Below are 17631 nucleotides of genomic sequence, written 5' to 3'. Positions count from 1 at the left end.
ACCAAGCCAAAGAAATAAGCTTAAAAAAGCCAGCTGGTGTGATGATTACCGCGCCAAAGTTTTCTTTGGCTGAATGTTAATCAAAGTATGCTCGCGCCCTGATCCACACCATAACTTTTCATAAACTTAGTTACAGAAGAATAATTGCAGTTTGCTTTTTTTTGCATAGCCATAATATTACCTCTACTATAATAGTTATTTTTCTTTAACATTTTCTAATGTAGGATTTTTTCATTATTTTATTAATGATACATGCCAGCACCAACTTGCAATATGGCACTCATAAATAATCTTTCATAATAACGGTACACTCAGATGATGAGGTTCTCTTACTGCTCATACCACAAGGAGTAAAGAAGTGATCGACAATTTTGGAATGTTATTTATATCAGTAATAGACATTGATTATAAATTTGTCAAATATTTATTTGCATTACATGTTTTATATCTAATTTTATTATTTTTTATTTATAAAAAATAGATTAAGATCCAACCACAAAATATCGAGTATATCTTGGATTTTCATCACAACTCACAACTCACAACTCACAACTCATTCAATAGTATTTGACGTTTATCATTTTGAAAAAATTAGTTTTATTTATATAAATCCGCACATTCGTTTTGCGATCTGCAACTTGCAGTTTATAGGGTATATTCCAAATAATTTCCATTGACCATAAAGAAAACATCATTCAATATTGATAAGCTATTTTTTTATTTTCTTTTAAATACAAATAACATAAGGAATATTCATGAAATCTGCTAAAATAGAATCCATCGAGTTTATCAATTACTTGGTAAACAATAGAATGCTATCTTCCTACAGCGCTGATTTTAATCGCACTAAATTTTATTCCCTACGCATAAAATGGCTTAAACCAATAGAAAATCTGAATTATGAAGATGAGAAATGGAATAAATACATTAATGATAACTCTATGCTGAATTTAGGATTTATTCGTGACACAGATCTATTATCAGGCAATCATCAGCAATATCAATATTATAAACTTGCTAAGCATAGCATTGATATCGATATTGAAACGTATAGAGCCCATATTCTCCCCCACTTAAATCCCTATAATTTAACACCAGATGAAAAAGGTGACATAAGATCATTTCATCTGGCGGTGAATAATTATATGCAACTCTATAATATACAGCCGCAAGAAGATGAATTAGAACCCGGCGTATTTAAACGCCAAGGTGCTATTCATAGGGGCGCAGTCAGAAACCCATTTAATGAGCAAGAAGAATCAGGGCAGTTTAGACGCCAAGGTGCTATTCATAGACACCAAAGAGAACTCCCTAGCTTAACGCCAAACAAGGGAAAACATGTCTCGTTTGCAGATCCAATCAGCACAGTCAGAACTTATGAGTTAAGTAAATTTGAACAGGAAGAAAAATCCGAACATTTTCAAAGCATACTTGAACAACGTAAACAAAACAAAAAACAAAGCTGGTAACACCGCCCAATCATTGATTGGGCGGCTGTTCGATAAAAAGGTAATTACCGCAATCCCCGTTGGGCGAAATCCTTCAACCGGAAGCCCATTAACGCCAATGCAGCAAAATAACTACCGGCCCCCACAATGACAACGCCCATTAACCGTAGCAGGCGCAATGCCATATTGCCCTGCTCCCACGCAGGCATCACCCATAACATTGCCAATAACGCCGCAACCATCACCGCGATTGCCACCACCAATTTCAGCAAGAAAACACCCCATCCGGCCAATGGCTTAAAAATGTCCCGCTTACGTAATTGCCAATAAAGCATACCGGCATTAAAGCAGGCAGCCAAACCAATGGAAAGCGCCAGCCCTGCGTGTTTCAAGGAGCCAATAAATGCCAGATTCATTAACTGAGTCAAAATCAGGGTTGCAATCGCAATTTTCACCGGAGTTTTAATATCCTGACGAGAATAAAAACCAGGGGCAAGGATCTTAACCACAATCAATCCCATCAAACCAAAGCAGTAAGCAATTAATGCCCGTTGGGTCATTTCTGCATCAAAGGCAGAAAAATTGCCATACTGAAAGAGTGATACCGTCAAGGGCTCTGCCAAAATACCCAGAGCCACCGCGCAAGGCAACGCTAACAAAAAGCACAGGCGCAATCCCCAATCCATTAACCTTCTGTACTCTTCATGATCCCCATTGGAAAAACTTTTTGCCAGTGACGGCAGCAGGATCGTCCCTAACGCCACGCCCAGCACGCCCGAAGGCAATTCCATTAAACGGTCAGCGTAATACATCCATGAAACCGAACCTGAAACGAGAAACGAAGCAAAAATAGTATTAATAATCAAAGAAATTTGACTGACTGAAACCCCCAAGATAGCCGGCCCCATCTGGCGAATAACACGCCATACGCTGCTGTCACGGAAGGAAACCCGCGGCAATACCAGCATCCCGATCTTTTTCAGGTGAGGAAGTTGATAAACCAATTGCAAAATCCCCCCCGCAATCACCGCCCACCCCAAAGCCATCACCGGTGGATGACAGTAAGGCGCCACAAACAGCGAGAAAAAGATCATGCTGATATTCAGCAATGTTGGTGCAAAGGCGGGCACAGAAAAACGATTCCACGTATTGAGAATAGCTCCCGCCAAAGAAGCCAGAGAGATCAAAAAAATGTAGGGGAAGGTAATCCTGAGGAGATCACGGGTTAAGGCAAACTTATCCGGAGTGTCGGTAAAACCCGGTGCTGTCACATAAATGACCCAAGGCGCGGCAATCACCCCTATCACGGTAACCACCGCCAAAATCAGCGTCAACATGCCTGACACATAAGCAATAAAGGTACGCGTCGCTTCATCCCCCTGCTGATTTTTATATTCAGCAAGAATAGGAACAAACGCTTGTGAAAAAGCGCCTTCAGCAAAAATGCGGCGCAGTAAGTTAGGTAATTTGAAGGCAACGAAAAAGGCATCTGACGTCCCGCCGGCACCAAATATGCGGGCAATGATGGCATCACGAATAAAGCCCAGAACGCGAGAGAACATCGTCATTGAGCTGACTGCTGCCAGTGATTTCAGTAAGTTCATGGTATTTTTTAAGATTGACTTTTAGGAAATGAATATAAAAGATGTAAAGCGATTAGCGCAAAGAAATCAAGATAATATTATTGCATATTAATCATTTCCATTCATTTCAATGCTGAAAAGAAGGGTTTTGATCGCCGGATGTGACTCAGAATCTTCGTTCATCGCCTATCAGGTACATCCTGTCCGCCAAACGCCTTGTAACCAGAAAAAGTTTATTCCCGATAACACATTCAAAATTCAACAAACGCAAATTCTTCCTAAATGCGTATGATAATTAATTAGTTATACATTCCAATCTGAAAATAATCTTTAATCAACAGAGTTAAACAATTTTAGTGTTAAATAAATTTGGAATTTTTAAAAAATCTTACTTAATAAACACATACATAGGTATAGTAATAAGACAGAAACAAACAATAAAAATAAACTTATATATTTCATAAACGGAATAGCACCCACAGATTGCAAATAACCAACATTCTGCTTAACTCATACCAAGAGAAACTACCCTATATTGCCCCTCTTCTTGTTGTATGTTCCCTGCCTTGCAAGGAATATGCGGTAGCTTTAGACAAAAACAAGGATATCCCATGAAAAGACAGTTTATCGCACACAGCTCATTATCTGATAAACCTTTATATTTCAAATCCCTTAAAGGAACAGAAAGGTTATCTGAAGCCTACAAGTTTGAGGTTGGATTATTGAGTAAGAAGAGGTTGCAGGACCCAATATCGCTGCATAACACAATCCTCACTATCGAAATAAATAATAAGTCTGCACCGACAAGATACTTAAGTGGCTATATTGAAAAAATATCTTACGCCCCCTTTTATAAATATGATGACAGGCTTTATTTGTACACCGCCACCATCCGGCCTAAATTGTGGGAATTGAAACAAAGACTGGGTTATAGTATTTGGCAAGATAAAACCGCACCCGATATTATTGCTGAGGTATTAAGTCAGGCCGGCATTCAATTTGAAAACCAACTGATTGAAAGGTATCGCAATTGGGAATATTGCGTTAAACATAATGAAACTGATTTTGATTTTATCCATCGTCTGATGGAACATGAAGGCATTTACTATTATTTCAAACATGATATGGGAAACCATACCCTGATTTTGGTTGACGCGCCTCAATCACACCAACCACTGCCCGGCTATGACATCATTAAATATCACAGTACCGGTAATTCACTGCAAAAACACCTCACAGAGTATATTTATCGTTGGAATGTCTCCAGCATTACCATACCGAATACTTACAGTCTTGACGACTACGACTTCCGTAAACCACGGGCGAAACTCTATACCGCCATTCAGACCCCAACCAGTTCTATTGATGACACCGAGATATTCATTTGGCCGGGGCACTATGTAGAAAGTGAACAAGGGCAATTTTATGCCAAAGTTCGCCAGAAAGCGGCTGAAGCAAAAAGTGAGTTGGTTGATGGCCGGGGAAATGTGCTGGGAATGGCACCGGGACATACTTTCACGCTATCACTCCCCCATGATATCAAGGGTGATGCACATAATGATTACCTTATTATAGGTACACACTATGATTTTTATGAAAAACCTTACCTCACGATGCCCACCGCTGACAATCCGACTGAGATTATCGTTGGCGAATTAGTGAATAAAATGACCGACGATCTTGATTCAAATTCACATTCAAATAAAAACACCATTCAATTTGAGGCCATTCCGGCTGACACGCATTGGAAACCGCTGGCAGTGACACCGTGGCCAAAAGTCACCGGCCTTGAAACGGCCGTTGTCACCGGCCCCAAAAATAAGCAGATATGGACGGACAAATACGGTCGTATCAAAGTGAAATTCCGTTGGGATAAAGACGACAAAAAAGATGATACCCGCTCTTGCTGGGTACGAGTTTCCTCGCATTGGGCTGGCTGGCGTTATGGCAGTGTCTGTGTCCCTCGCGTGGGTGAAGAAGTCGTTATCAGTTTCGTTAATGGTGACCCTGATAAACCTTTAGTCATCGGCAGCACCTATAACAATGAGAATATGCCGCCGTGGGAACTGCCCAAACATGAAACCCGCGTCGGTATTATGTCGAATACCAAGGGAGGTAAGCATGATCAGGCAAACTATCTCTTTTTAGATGATGAACCCGATAAGGAATTATTTAACCTGCATGCAGAACGTGACATGAATATTTCGGTGGAAAAAGATAAAAAAGTCACGATTGACGGCAACCGTACCACTGAAATAAAAAAACAGCAAAACGACAGCGTCACGGGCAATGCCGACTTCACCTATAAAGCCAACCATAAAACGGCGATTACCGGCAAAGATACCTTAACGGTTGACGGTGGTCAGCAAGAAACGATCAACAGTGGCCGAAAAACCAAGATCAATGGCGACGATACTTACAAAGTCAGCGGAGATTTAAAGGCCACCATTGATGGCAATTGGGTACAGGACATTACCGGCGTGACCACGATTTCAAGCCCTAACCTGATTACGATCAAAAGTGATACTCATGTAACCATAGATTGCCCGTCATCTCTGTTCACGTCTAAAGGTCTTTCCATATCCAAGACGGGGCTCAATATTAACGATACCGATGCATCAATCTCCAATACTAAATTTAGCATGAGCCATAACGATATTTCTCTCAGTCTTACTGAGGTATCAATGAGCAAGACTATAGTGGAAATTACTAAAAATGATCTAAAACTCGATAAGGTGCAGGCGAAGATTAATCAGGCAGTCGTCAATCTCTTAAACAACGCATTACATCTTATGAGTTAATCACGTATCTATCAGGCCCTGAATGAAAATCATCAAACCCCTGCGCCTAAGCCTGCTTTACCGACCTTATCGTTGGTTGCAAAAAAATCACCTCGGAATTTCCATTATGGCGTTGGCGGATATGGGTTCTGCCCCACGTCTGCGCCCGGAAGCCGAGCTTTGGCAACTGGCAGAAAGTGAATTGAAAACCTGTAATGGGGTTATCGATCTCGCCATGCCTAAGTCGTGTGCTGAATTTCTGGCTACCGGCTATGCCTACACCCACCACCAAAACGATAAAACCGCTTGCGCTGCGCGTATTCAAATCGGGAAATTGGATAAGACACTGGCGGTTTTCGGTGATCGTTATTGGCTTGATGACCGCCCTTCAACGCCCCAGCCGTTTGAGCAAATGCGCCTGGATTGGAGCCGGGCGTTGGGTGGCGAAGGTTATGAAGAAAATCCACATGGCATCGGTATCAATCCAGAAGAATCGGATAATGAGATGAGCGTTCATCGCTTGCCCAACATCGAAACGCTGCATCATCGCTTAATGTCACAGCAGAAATTAACGTCGCAACAGGACGTCCCCATGCCGGCAAGTTTTTGTCCCTTGGATGTTATCTGGCCACGCCGCTTTACCCGTATCGGGAAAAAATATGATAAGGCGTGGCTGGAAAATGAATTTCCCGGCTTTGCCAATGACATTGATTGGCGGTTATTTAATGCCGCCCCTGAGGATCAATGGTGGGACGAACATCCCGCCCTGCCGGAGCACGCAGCGTGGCGCATCTGGAATATGCATCCCGAAAAACCGGTTCAGGAAGGGGTTTTGCCATCATGGAATGCCCGTTGTTTTATCAAACGCTTGCGTCTTGATGAAGAGATTTTTGAAGAAGTCGTCATGCGCAATACCACGGTGTGGTTCTTTCCCCATCTGGAACAGATGCTCTTCATTTGGCATGGCAGCGCACAAATTAATGAAGATGACGCCAAGGATGTCTTGCAAATGATGCCGGCATTGGAACTGCGCGATCAACCGCGTTCAACAGAACATTATTTGCGGGTACTTGAACAACGGCTGGATAAAGAAAAGGGCGTTCTTTACACCTTTCGGGAAAAAGATCTGATGCCCGAAGCGCTTATTGGCCCATGGTTAGATACTGAACTTCCCGAAAAACACTCCCCCTTACAGCAAAATCTGCAAAACCGGGAAAAGCGCCTGCGTGAACAGCAACGAGAACGGCTGGCTGAATATGGTCAGGATATCAATACGTTGCTCCCGACTGAAATGATCCCGGCGGAAACTGAACCCGTTACCCTGCCCAAACTCAGTGATCTGCCGGAATTTGTGGAAAAAATTGAGCAGGATATTGCCGAGAAAAACAGTGAAATTGAATTAAAGCGAACTGAAATGCTGGCTAAGGTGAAAGAACAAGGCATTGATACCGAAAAATTGACGGCAGAGCCTCAGCACCGGGGGCCGGAAAACCTGCATCAACTGCGGGACACACTACACCAGCAACAGCAGCAAATGGGGCTGAGTGATGAGGAGTTGGCGCAAATGGAACAATCTCTCCACACCGTGTACTTATCTTCAGTGCAGAAACAGGCTCCCGCCCTGCGCTTGACCGGCAACCTGTCACACATCATTCGCCGGCGGGTACAAACTATCATGCAGCAAGGGGGGAATTTCACTGACATGGATTTTACCGGCGCGGACTTGTCAGGTATGGATCTGCGGGGTGCCAACTTTACCCGCACTTTATTGGAAAGCGCGTGTTTCAATCATTGCCAACTGGATGAAGCCAATTTCAGCGAAGCGATGCTGGCCAGAACAGAAATTTGCCACGCTTCATTACGTGGTGCGAAATTAGATCATGCCAGTCTGGCACTGGCTAACTGTGAACAGAGTGATTTTTCTGCGGCCAGTTTTACCGAAACCCAGCTACAGGAAACGCGATTTGACCATTGCCGCTTTGACCGTGTCATATTCACAGACTTACTCCTGCGACAGATCTTTATGACCCATTGCCAATTCCCCGATTCGCAATGGAAAAACTGTACGTTTTTGGAACTTGAACTCCCTGCCCTCACGTTCAATAACGCCACCCTGAATAAAGTTGCCTTTATAAAATGCAAACTAAAACAAGCGGTTTTTGATCATGCCACGCTGGAAAGTTGCTCATGGGTGGAAACACCAGCGAATGGTATCCGTTTTCATTCCGCCAACTTGCTGACCTGCGCGTTTGCCATGAACAGTGAGCTGAATCAGGCCGATTTCAGCCATGCCACATTGACAGAATGCAATTTGCGCCAAATGCCACTGGTTCAGGCTAACTTCTATGCCACCACCTTGAATAACAGTGATCTCAGTGAAGCTAACTGCCAGTCAGCCAATATGCAGTATCTGAATGCCGGGAAAAGCATATTTATCAGAACGGATTTCCGCGGGGCCTTGCTGAATAATGCCAACCTGATGAGCGCATTTATGCAGAAATGCAGTTTCAATCATACCGACCTGCGGCAAGCCAATCTGTTTCGTGCGGATATGTCCCAATCCATTATCAGCGATTCAACCTCAATTGCAGAGGCTTATATCAAGCGCACCAAGACCTTGCCTAAACGGGATAAGGATGTGGTATGAGTCTCCTGACGGCGGATGAACTGGTCGGCAAAATCCAACAGGGTGAGATGATTGAGAAAATCAGTTTGCAGAATATCATCCTGACCGGACGGGATTTATCGGGGGGGATCTTTAAAGAAGTCGATTTTTCCGGTGCGGATCTTTCTCATACCTTAATTAAGGAATCCATTTTTACCGGATGTCAGGCAGAAAGCGCGATTTTTGACTCGGCAACCCTTGAGCAAAGTATTTTTGAACAGTGCAATCTGGGACAGGCAACGTTCAATCACAGCCGATTAATAGACAATGTCTTCAATCAATCGATTTTAAAGAAAACCCAATTTACCACGACCAAACAGAACAATTCCCAGTTTATCGCCTGTTCACTGCAATATGCTGATTTCAGCCACAGTGACTTTGATCGCATCACATTTTTTGATTCATCGATGGATCACACAAAGTTTCGCCACAGCCAGCTCTTTCTGGTCACTTTTTTTCGTCAAGATTTACGCACCAGCGATTTTTCCGCCAGTGAATTGAACAAGACGATTTTTTTTGAATGTGATCTGCGTGAGCAAAATTTCCACAAACAGCACTTTAAGATGTGTCAATTTATCGGTAGCCGGCTTGAATCTGCCAATTTCAGTCACGCCATACTGACAAATTGCAATTTCAAAAGTGCGATTTTAAAAGACGCTTTACTCTCGAATGTCAATGCAACCCAAGCGTTATTTATCGAAGCAGATTTAACCCGCGCCCGTTGCAAGCACAGTTTGTTTGAACAAGCCCTTTTTGTCGGTGCCTGCCTTGAATCTGCCGATTTTCGGCACAGTAATTTGGCCTTGGCAGTCATGCACAAAGTGAATGCGGCTCAAGCGCAGTTTACCGGTTGCCATATGCCTTACACCGATTTTTCCTATGCAAACGTCAACAACAGTGATTTTCGTACTGTTCACTTTATGAGAACACTTTTTCATCGTGCTCAGCAGGTTGGCGCATTATTCTCTGACCGCCAAGGTATTCTGGAAAATGATCCTGAACTGTTTGCCGCTGAAGAGTGGAGCACGCAACATAACAAGATTTAATCGGGAGAATCAACATGACGAAGCCTTCTTATGCGCTTTCCTCATCCCCCCTGACAACACCCTTTGCTATTGATACCTTTACGACGGGTACCTTTACGCCTGCTCCCCTTAAGACTGAGCCATTGCAGCAGGTAACCGGGCAGATCGTTGACATTCTTCAGGATGGCCGCTTCATGGCAGATTTTACGGCAGATTTTGTGGCAAACAGTCATCACAAGCGTGGATGGCAGTGCCGGCGAGCCGCAAGTTGCCTATTGACCCCCAGTGTGGGAGATAGCGTATTAATCACCCAAATCAATGACCAATTGTGGATTTTAGCCATATTGGAACGGGCAGGGCAACAGCACAGCGCTGAGATCAGCGTCCCCGGTGATCTGACCATCACGTCTCAGGGAAATTTGAGCATGAACAGCAACGACTTAACCATCACCGCCAACAACGGAAACTGCCATATCAGCGAAATGCAGTACAGCGGGGAATCACTCTCGGCATGGATCTCAGTCACCCGTCTGGTTGGCAATCAGTTTGAATCGCTCTGGAAAACCGTCACACAACTCAGCCAACGCCTGTTTCGGCATACCACCCAAACAGAGCAGGTTCGTGCCGGTCAATTAGATATGCGGGCGGAAAATTACGCCCGATTACACGCCCAACAGACGATGGTCACGGCAAAAGCCATGACCAAAATTGATGCTGAACAAATTCATATCGGCTAACTATTGGCCAGGAGGAAAATGATGTTTGCTAACTCTCAAGGGGGTGGCATGGATCTCGCCGCACCTGATACTTGCCTGACACCCATGATGACACCGGTGCCGGTGCCTTATCCCAATATGGCACAAGGAACGGCCGGTATCAGTAATGCACCCAACATCTTATTTATGGGTTGCCCGGCGCATAATCTGGCAACCACCATCCCGATGACAACCGGCGATAACGCAGGTTCCAATACCGGCGTCGCTTCCGGCACCGTCATGGGTTCCGCCCGTCATGTCATGGGGGCTAACTCGGTCTTGATCAAAGGTTCCCCGGCAACCCGGATGTCAAGTTCTACCATGCAGAATTCGACTAATTCAATGGGTTCCCGCATTGTACCCAGCCAAACCAAAGTGCTTATCATCGCCGCCTGACCTTGGGTTTTTTACTTTATTAACAATAAACTATGCCTATAATTTTAAAAAATACTTTACGTTCAATCAGATTGTGGAGAAAGGGGCTTTTCCTATCCACAGCAATGATAACCATAATACCGTTAACCTTTGTGCTGTTAACCATAACGGGGTGTTCATCAAAGGCAACATTGCCGCCTTATAAATTCATCTTTAATACCGAATCTGATGTGAATGATTCAGCGCCGGTGAAAATAGATATCTTTTTACTGAAATCGAATGAAGCGTTTATGGCTGCCGATTTCTTTTCCCTGCAAGGCAAAGTTCAGGATGCGTTAGGCGATAAAGTGGTTAATGCAGATCAATTGTTTATCCGCCCTGCCCAATCCACCGCATGCCTGACAGAGAAAAACCAGCCGGAAGTTGGTTATATCGGGCTAATCGCTGAGTATAAAAAATTGAGCGGAAAGAAATGGCGCATTTCATTTCCCGTTCCTGTCCCTGAAAAACCCCCTTTTTACGAGTTCTGGCGTTCTCCTTCTGACGAACTACGTGTGTGCGTAAAAGTCACCAATGATGGCTTAAGTCTTATTAAAGAGTGCAATTCAAGTTGTGCGGCAGGAGATAAAGAAAGTGATGAATAGATCAGAAAAAGTTATCTGGACGGAAGGGATGTTTTTACGCCCTCACCACTTCCAGCAGGCTGAAAACTATTTGGAAGCCTATATTCGTGACTGGGGAATAGCACAAACGCCTTACTATTGGGGTTTTTTGACGCTCGAATTAGATCAAGAACGCCTCAATCACGGTAAAGTCAGCCTTTCTTCCGCCAGTGGTATTTTTCCTGACGGAACGCCCTTTAGTTTTGATGCCACCAATGCCCCCACGCCCTTACAGCTTGGTGAAAATCTGTCAGATACTCATGTTGTTCTGGCTTTGCCCATCTTCCGGCGAGGGAAAGAGGAGGTGATTTTCAGTGAAAAAGGCGACTCGTTAGCCCGCTTTGTCAGCGTTGAAGTTGAAGTCAATGACTTTAATGCCATGTCCGTCGGCAATGCGGCGATACAGTTCGGCCAAATGCGGCTGCGCCTGATGCTGGCATCTGATTTAACCCCTGAATGGACGGCATTAAGCATTGTGCATGTCATCAACAGAACCAGTGACAAGAAACTCCATCTTGACTCACTGTTTATTCCTTCTCTGCTCAACTGCCGTGCCAGTCCACAAATGGTCGGTTTTATCAATGATATACAGGACTTACTGGAACAGCGGCGCCAACAAATCAGCCAGCGCTTGTTACAGTTGGGACGATACAATGATTCTGAGATCATGGACTTTCTCTTGCTGTCACTGTTAAACCGCTACAGCGGCCAAGTGAACCACATACGGAATCTGTCATTACTGCATCCTGAACGGTTATTCAGTGAATGGTTACAATTTGCCACTGAATTGGCGACATTCTCCCAACGCCGTGTGCCAGAAGAGAATTTACCCCTCTATGACCATGACCACTTAACGCAGTGCTTTAATCAACTCATGTTCCAACTGCGCCAAGGGTTATCGATCATTTTGGAAGAACATGCGATTCAGTTGCCCTTAACGGAATACTCTCATGGCCTGAACATTGCGACGTTACCCGACGCCAATATGATACATGGGTTCAACTTTATTCTGGCCGTTCACGCTGACGTGGCAAACGATATGCTGATGAGCAACTTCCCCGCCCAAATGAAAATTGCCCCCGTTGGCCGCATACGTGAATTGGTTCAATTGCAATTACCCGGTCTTTCGCTGCGGGCAATGCCATCTGTTCCCAGACAGATCCCCTGGCATTCAGGTTATGTCTATTTCGAATTGGAAAAAGGGGGGGAGTTATGGAAACAGATGGAGAAGTCCAGCGGTTTTGCATTACATCTGGCCGGTGATTTCCCTGGCCTGAGTATCGAGTTTTGGGCAGTTCGTCATCAGGATAAATCGAGGTAACGCAGCCGATGATGCAGGAAAAGCAGAAAACTGAACCTAAAATGCTTTCTGGCGAGGCCAATCATAACCCATTGGTTGCTGCCGCAAATCCATTATTAAATACCATCCCCCAGATCCGGCATTCGACGGTTCACCCTGATCCCGCCCATTTACGCCAGCAACTGATCAATGAAATCCGGCGTTTTGAGGTGGAATGCCAACAGGCCAAACTGCCCCATGCAATGATCATTGGCGCCCGCTACTGTTTATGTACCGCACTGGATGAAGCGGCAGCACTGACGCCTTGGGGGCTTCGCAGTGTTTGGTCAGGCAGTGGCCTGCTCGTTACTTTTCACAACGAAACCTGGGGAGGCGAAAAATTTTTCCAGCTATTAGCCAAGTTGTCACAAAATCCCAGAGATCACTTGTTCCTGTTAGAACTGGTTAACTTCTGTCTCCAACTGGGTTTCGAAGGGCGCTATCGTGTGATGGATAACGGCCGCACCCAATTGGAAACCGTAAAACAACGCCTGTTTCAGTTAATACGGTCAATCAGGGGGAGTTATCCGGCTGAGTTGTCACAAAAAATACGCGCCGTCACCGCGCCGAATCCATCCTGGCACGTTTCCTTACCCGTGTGGATCTCGACAGCAATATTACTTTTTTTGGTCTGCATCCTGTATATCAGCCTGAATTGGCGGTTGAATGATATCGTCAACCCTGTTCTGGCCAAAATCTACCAGACTAATTTACCCGATGTGGCGGTCAGCAATCAGCTATCCCCCTCCACGCCCCCCACCCTGAATCTGCAAAATCTGCTGCGGGATGAAGTGGCGGAAGGATTATTGACTGTCACGGATAAGCATGACAGGAGCGTTATCACATTAAAAGGAGACGGTTTGTTTAACACCAGCGCCATTCAGGTCAAAAATGATTATTCGGATGTCATCCGGCAAGTTGCCGGGGCCTTGGATCATTTTAACGGAGAAATTCTGGTTGTCGGATATACTGATAATATTCCGATTCATTCCCGCCGTTTTCCGTCCAATTACGCGTTATCACTCGCGAGGGCGAAATCGGTAAAAAAAGCGCTGCAACGTTACCTGAACCAGCCTGAAAGAGTCAAAACAGAAGGCAGGGGTGCCAGCGATCCTTTAGTTCCCAATGATAGTGCCAGTCATCGGGCCCAAAACCGACGGGTCGAAATCACACTGTTAGTTTCTCCTGTAAATCAAACGAAGTAAGGAAACTAAGACATGTTGAATGCACTCTTTGCTCTTATTACCAGCCGGTTAACATGGAGTTTTATCGGAACCCTCCTTTTTTCTCTCGTTATCTGGTTTATCGGACCCATGACTTCGGTGGGTAATTCGGTTCCTTTTGCGTCAATGACGACACGCATCATTACCATTGTTATTTTATTCGTGACTTGGTTATTCACTCGGCTACTACCGCGGTTTTACCAATCCTGGATCAATCAAAAGCTAACTAAGCAATTAAATATCACCAAGGATGACAACGAAGAAAATAAGCAGATTGAACACCCTATTACCTTGGCAGAACGGTTTTCCGATGCAGCAAGATTATTGAAAAGAGCCTATTTTTCCGGCTTATACAGCAAAAACAAACCGGGTTGGATAAATTTTTTCAACCGCCAATATATCTATCAATTACCTTGGTATCTGGTTATCGGTGCTCCCCATTCAGGTAAAACAACCGCACTGGCAAACTCCGGCCTGCACTTTCCACTGTCGGACTATTTTGGTAAATCCGCGCTGTACAGCATGCAGGGCAGGGATAGCTGTAACTGGTGGTTTACCAATAAGGCAGTTCTGCTCGATACCACTGGCCGCTATACCACTCAGGACAGTGTGCAACAGCAAGATGCCGATGAATGGAAAAACCTTATCCGGTTGTTGAAAAAATACCGTATCCGTCAACCGCTTAATGGGGTCATTATGACAATCAGTGTGGAAGATTTACTGAATCCATCGACTGAGAAACGGGATCAACAGGCTTATATGCTGCGCCGGCGTCTGTCAGAGTTACATGAACAACTCAAGATACGGTTACCTATTTATATCATGGTGACCAAGACCGATTTATTAAAAGGGTTTAGTGCATATTTCGCCCATTTCGACAAAAAATCCAGAGAACAAATTTGGGGGTTTAATTTCCCGTGGGAGTCGGTTCCACAAGGCAAATGGCATAAAAATAGTCAGGTTGATCTGAATGAAATCTTTGAACAACAATATAGCCAGTTACAATTGCGGTTGGAGGCTGAATTACCCTCTATTCTGTTAAACGGACACAATGCACGCCAATGTGCTGAAAGTTATCTATTTCCACAAGAAGTTGCGTCCCTGCGCCTACTGATTGCACAATATCTTGATATTGTCTTTGCCAAGTCGGGATTTGAAATTCCCTACTATCCACGGGGGCTATATTTCACCAGCGGGACACAAGAAGGGATCCCATTTGATAATGTGATGGAAAAATTTAACCACGTTTTTCAGTTACCCACCGATAACAATAGCCATTCGATGTCATGGGTGAATGATAAAGGAATCATTCACCCTACCCCGACCCGGCAAACTTATTTTTTAAAAAATTTACTGGACAATATTTTTCTGGAAGCAGGCATTGCCGGTTATAACCGCTGGTGGATATACCGCAAACGCGTTCTCAGTGGGTTAGGATATATTATTTCGGTTGCCATACTGGCATTGATGGCTAATTTACTTTTGACCAGCTATAGCAATAACAAAGATTATCTGCTGGAAGTCCAGGCCAAAATTCCGGCGATTGTGAAACAAGGTGTGCAATTAAAAAACGACACCCATGATATTTACGCCTTATTACCTATTTTAAACAGTTTGGCTTATTTAGATAAAAGCCAGCATTTCTCTTTAGCTGATCCCCCGTTATCCTATCGGATGGGGCTGTATAGCGGTGAACAAATCCACGATGCCAGCCAGTCGCTGTACAGAAAAGCATTGCAAACATTATTGCTGCCTCAAATAGCCACCATGATTACCAGCCAGATGCATGATGATCACGGTGAGGACGCGGAGAAAAGTTACAATACGCTCAAGGCTTATCAAATGTTATATCAGCCTGAACATTATGATGGTCAGTTCCTGCATGACTGGAGCATGCAGTATTTGAAAACCCACTTAAACGCAGATACCACTCAGCAGCAGTTGCAACAAATTGAGGAACATATCGGCCAATTGTTAGATAACCAGGTTGTCACTTCCCCCTTTATTCGTGATGATGCCCTGGTCGAAAAAAAACAGGCATTAATCAGCCGCCTGCCACCCGCACAACGCGCTTATCACTATTTAAAAGAAAAGTTGATGAATGATCCCGATTTATCTCCCGTCAATTTGGACACGCTTGCCGGCCCTCAGGCTGAATTGGCTTTCTCACGCATCAGTGATGCCCCCATGACGGAGGGGATAGCGGGCATGTTCACACCGGCGGGTTATCAGAAAGGGATTGGAAAAGACCTCAATACCTTTCTGACTACCTTATATTCACAAGACAACTGGGTGCTCGGTACTTATGCAAACAATAATTACGCAAACAGTAATTATGCAAACAGTACTTACGCAAAAAAGCAGACCGATAAGGAGATCAAATATTCCGTTAAGCAATTTTATATTAATGACTACCTCTATCAGTGGAATAAATTTTTAGCGGATATTCGTTTAAGAAATATCGATAGTTTAGAGCAACGGGCCAGCACAGCGCGTTTATTGTCTTCTTTCGATTCCCCCATGCGCAATCTTTTAATTAATATCAGTAAAAATGTCACCCTGAATGAAAATAACCAGAATATCAGGCAACTCAATAATATTATGAAGAGCGATATTGTGAAGAATCAGTCGAATAAATTAACCTCGAAATTAGTGCCCAGACAGATCTCCAAATCAATGCTGTCCCATAACGATCAATCTGTACCGGAACCGGAACAAGCAGTAGAAGAACATTTTGCCCCCATTATTGAGTTAGCAAAAAAGGCCAACAAAAACAGCCCAAATATCCCTTTTGATAAAACTTTAAAAGAAATTGGTGAGTTATACCTGTATTTAACCGCAGTGCAAAATGCGACCAATACGGGAATGCCCCTGCCTGACGGTAAGATTATTACCCAGCTGCAAACAACCTCGGAACTGCTGCCCATGCCGTTCAGGAGTATGGTTTCCTCACTCGCGGTTGGTGCAAGTCACGATACACAGCTCAGTGACATGAGAAATGTCGGCAAGCACCTCAATGCAGAAATCGGCGTTTTTTGCAATCAGGCCATTGCCCGTCGCTATCCGCTGACGCCTAACGCACGGCAGGATATCAAGCCTGATGACATGGCACGGATGTTTGCGCCTGATACGGGTTTAATGGACAGTTTTTTCCAGAAAACGTTAGCTGGCAAGGTCGATACCCTGCAACCAACATGGCAATTTATGCCCGGCGTGAATGGCAAATCCCTGCCGGGGGGGAAAGCGTTGCTCAGGCCTTTCCAGCAAGCCCAGATTATCCGCGATACGCTATTTACCGCCGGCACCCCAACGCCATTATTTCACGTCATGGTTCGGCCGGTCAGCATGGATAATGAGATATTGAGCATGATTCTGGATGTCGATGGACAAAAAATAGAATACAGTCACGGCCCACCACTTTCACAACTCATTAGCTGGCCGGGACCGGCTAAAACGAATCGGGTTCGCATTCAATTGAATTTAAGTGATGGTACAACCGCAAACTTATCCGCATCGGGATTCTGGGCACTAAACCGATTGCTGGATCAAGCCAAACGAACTTGGCTGGGCAAAACCGGCAACTCAACTGGTGCTGATGATACGAGCTTACGGGCAACATTTAATATCAGTGGCCGTACGGTGTTACTGGAGTTTACACCGAACAGCATTTTCAGCCCGTTTCATCTCCCTGTTTTCTCGTGCCCAAGCGCAGAACGGTTTCAGGCAGCATAATCAATATCTCCATGATCGCTCCATGATCGCCCCATGATCGATAG

Annotated in this window: 11 protein-coding genes; 10 read left to right on the top strand and 1 reads right to left on the bottom strand. The window is 44.5% G+C overall.

Annotated features, from left to right (window positions below):
- Positions 1–755: 755 nt before the first annotated feature.
- The gene (locus PSI17_RS06735; RefSeq protein ID WP_273551237.1) at positions 756–1469 is read left to right on the top strand and encodes a hypothetical protein; all 714 of its coding nucleotides are present in this window, start codon (positions 756–758) and stop codon (positions 1467–1469) included.
- Positions 1470–1513: 44 nt separating this feature from the next.
- On the opposite strand, the gene murJ is transcribed toward PSI17_RS06735, so the two are convergent.
- Positions 1514–3052 carry a murein biosynthesis integral membrane protein MurJ gene (gene murJ / locus PSI17_RS06730; protein ID WP_273551236.1) on the bottom strand — a complete coding sequence of 513 codons (1539 nt, stop codon included), beginning with the start codon at positions 3050–3052 and terminating at the stop codon, positions 1514–1516.
- A gap of 590 nt (positions 3053–3642) precedes the next feature.
- On the opposite strand from murJ, the gene PSI17_RS06725 reads away from it, so the two are divergent.
- The 9 genes from PSI17_RS06725 to tssM are packed head-to-tail and all read left to right on the top strand — an operon-like array spanning position 3643 to position 17587.
- Positions 3643–5832, top strand: coding sequence for a type VI secretion system Vgr family protein (locus PSI17_RS06725; RefSeq protein ID WP_273551235.1), 2190 nt, complete (start codon positions 3643–3645; stop codon positions 5830–5832).
- Between the two features lie 22 nt (positions 5833–5854).
- Positions 5855–8458 carry a DUF2169 family type VI secretion system accessory protein gene (locus PSI17_RS06720; protein WP_273551234.1) on the top strand — a complete coding sequence of 868 codons (2604 nt, stop codon included), beginning with the start codon at positions 5855–5857 and terminating at the stop codon, positions 8456–8458.
- The gene (locus PSI17_RS06715) at positions 8455–9522 is read left to right on the top strand and encodes a pentapeptide repeat-containing protein (RefSeq protein WP_273551233.1); all 1068 of its coding nucleotides are present in this window, start codon (positions 8455–8457) and stop codon (positions 9520–9522) included. Before PSI17_RS06720 ends, PSI17_RS06715 begins: the two co-directional genes overlap by 4 nt.
- A 14-nt stretch (positions 9523–9536) precedes the next feature.
- Complete coding sequence (locus tag PSI17_RS06710; RefSeq protein ID WP_273551232.1) at positions 9537–10238, top strand: DUF3540 domain-containing protein; 702 nt, start codon at positions 9537–9539, stop codon at positions 10236–10238.
- Between the two features lie 21 nt (positions 10239–10259).
- Positions 10260–10652, top strand: coding sequence for a DUF4150 domain-containing protein (locus PSI17_RS06705; protein WP_273551231.1), 393 nt, complete (start codon positions 10260–10262; stop codon positions 10650–10652).
- A gap of 32 nt (positions 10653–10684) precedes the next feature.
- Positions 10685–11275 carry a type VI secretion system lipoprotein TssJ gene (tssJ, locus tag PSI17_RS06700; protein WP_337927207.1) on the top strand — a complete coding sequence of 197 codons (591 nt, stop codon included), beginning with the start codon at positions 10685–10687 and terminating at the stop codon, positions 11273–11275.
- Positions 11268–12614 carry a type VI secretion system baseplate subunit TssK gene (gene tssK / locus PSI17_RS06695; RefSeq protein ID WP_273551239.1) on the top strand — a complete coding sequence of 449 codons (1347 nt, stop codon included), beginning with the start codon at positions 11268–11270 and terminating at the stop codon, positions 12612–12614. Before tssJ ends, tssK begins: the two co-directional genes overlap by 8 nt.
- Positions 12615–12625: 11 nt before the next feature.
- Complete coding sequence (locus PSI17_RS06690) at positions 12626–13837, top strand: DotU family type VI secretion system protein (RefSeq protein WP_273551238.1); 1212 nt, start codon at positions 12626–12628, stop codon at positions 13835–13837.
- A 12-nt stretch (positions 13838–13849) separates the two neighbouring features.
- On the top strand, positions 13850–17587 hold the full coding sequence (tssM, locus tag PSI17_RS06685) for a type VI secretion system membrane subunit TssM (protein ID WP_273551229.1): 3738 nt from the start codon (positions 13850–13852) through the stop codon (positions 17585–17587).
- The last annotated feature ends 44 nt before the right edge of the window (positions 17588–17631 follow it).

The organism is Xenorhabdus sp. IM139775, assembly GCF_028598745.1.
Classification (GTDB): domain Bacteria; phylum Pseudomonadota; class Gammaproteobacteria; order Enterobacterales; family Enterobacteriaceae; genus Xenorhabdus.
The sequence above is the reverse complement of the archived record's forward strand: the minus strand, read 5'-3'. Positions and strand labels throughout refer to the sequence as shown.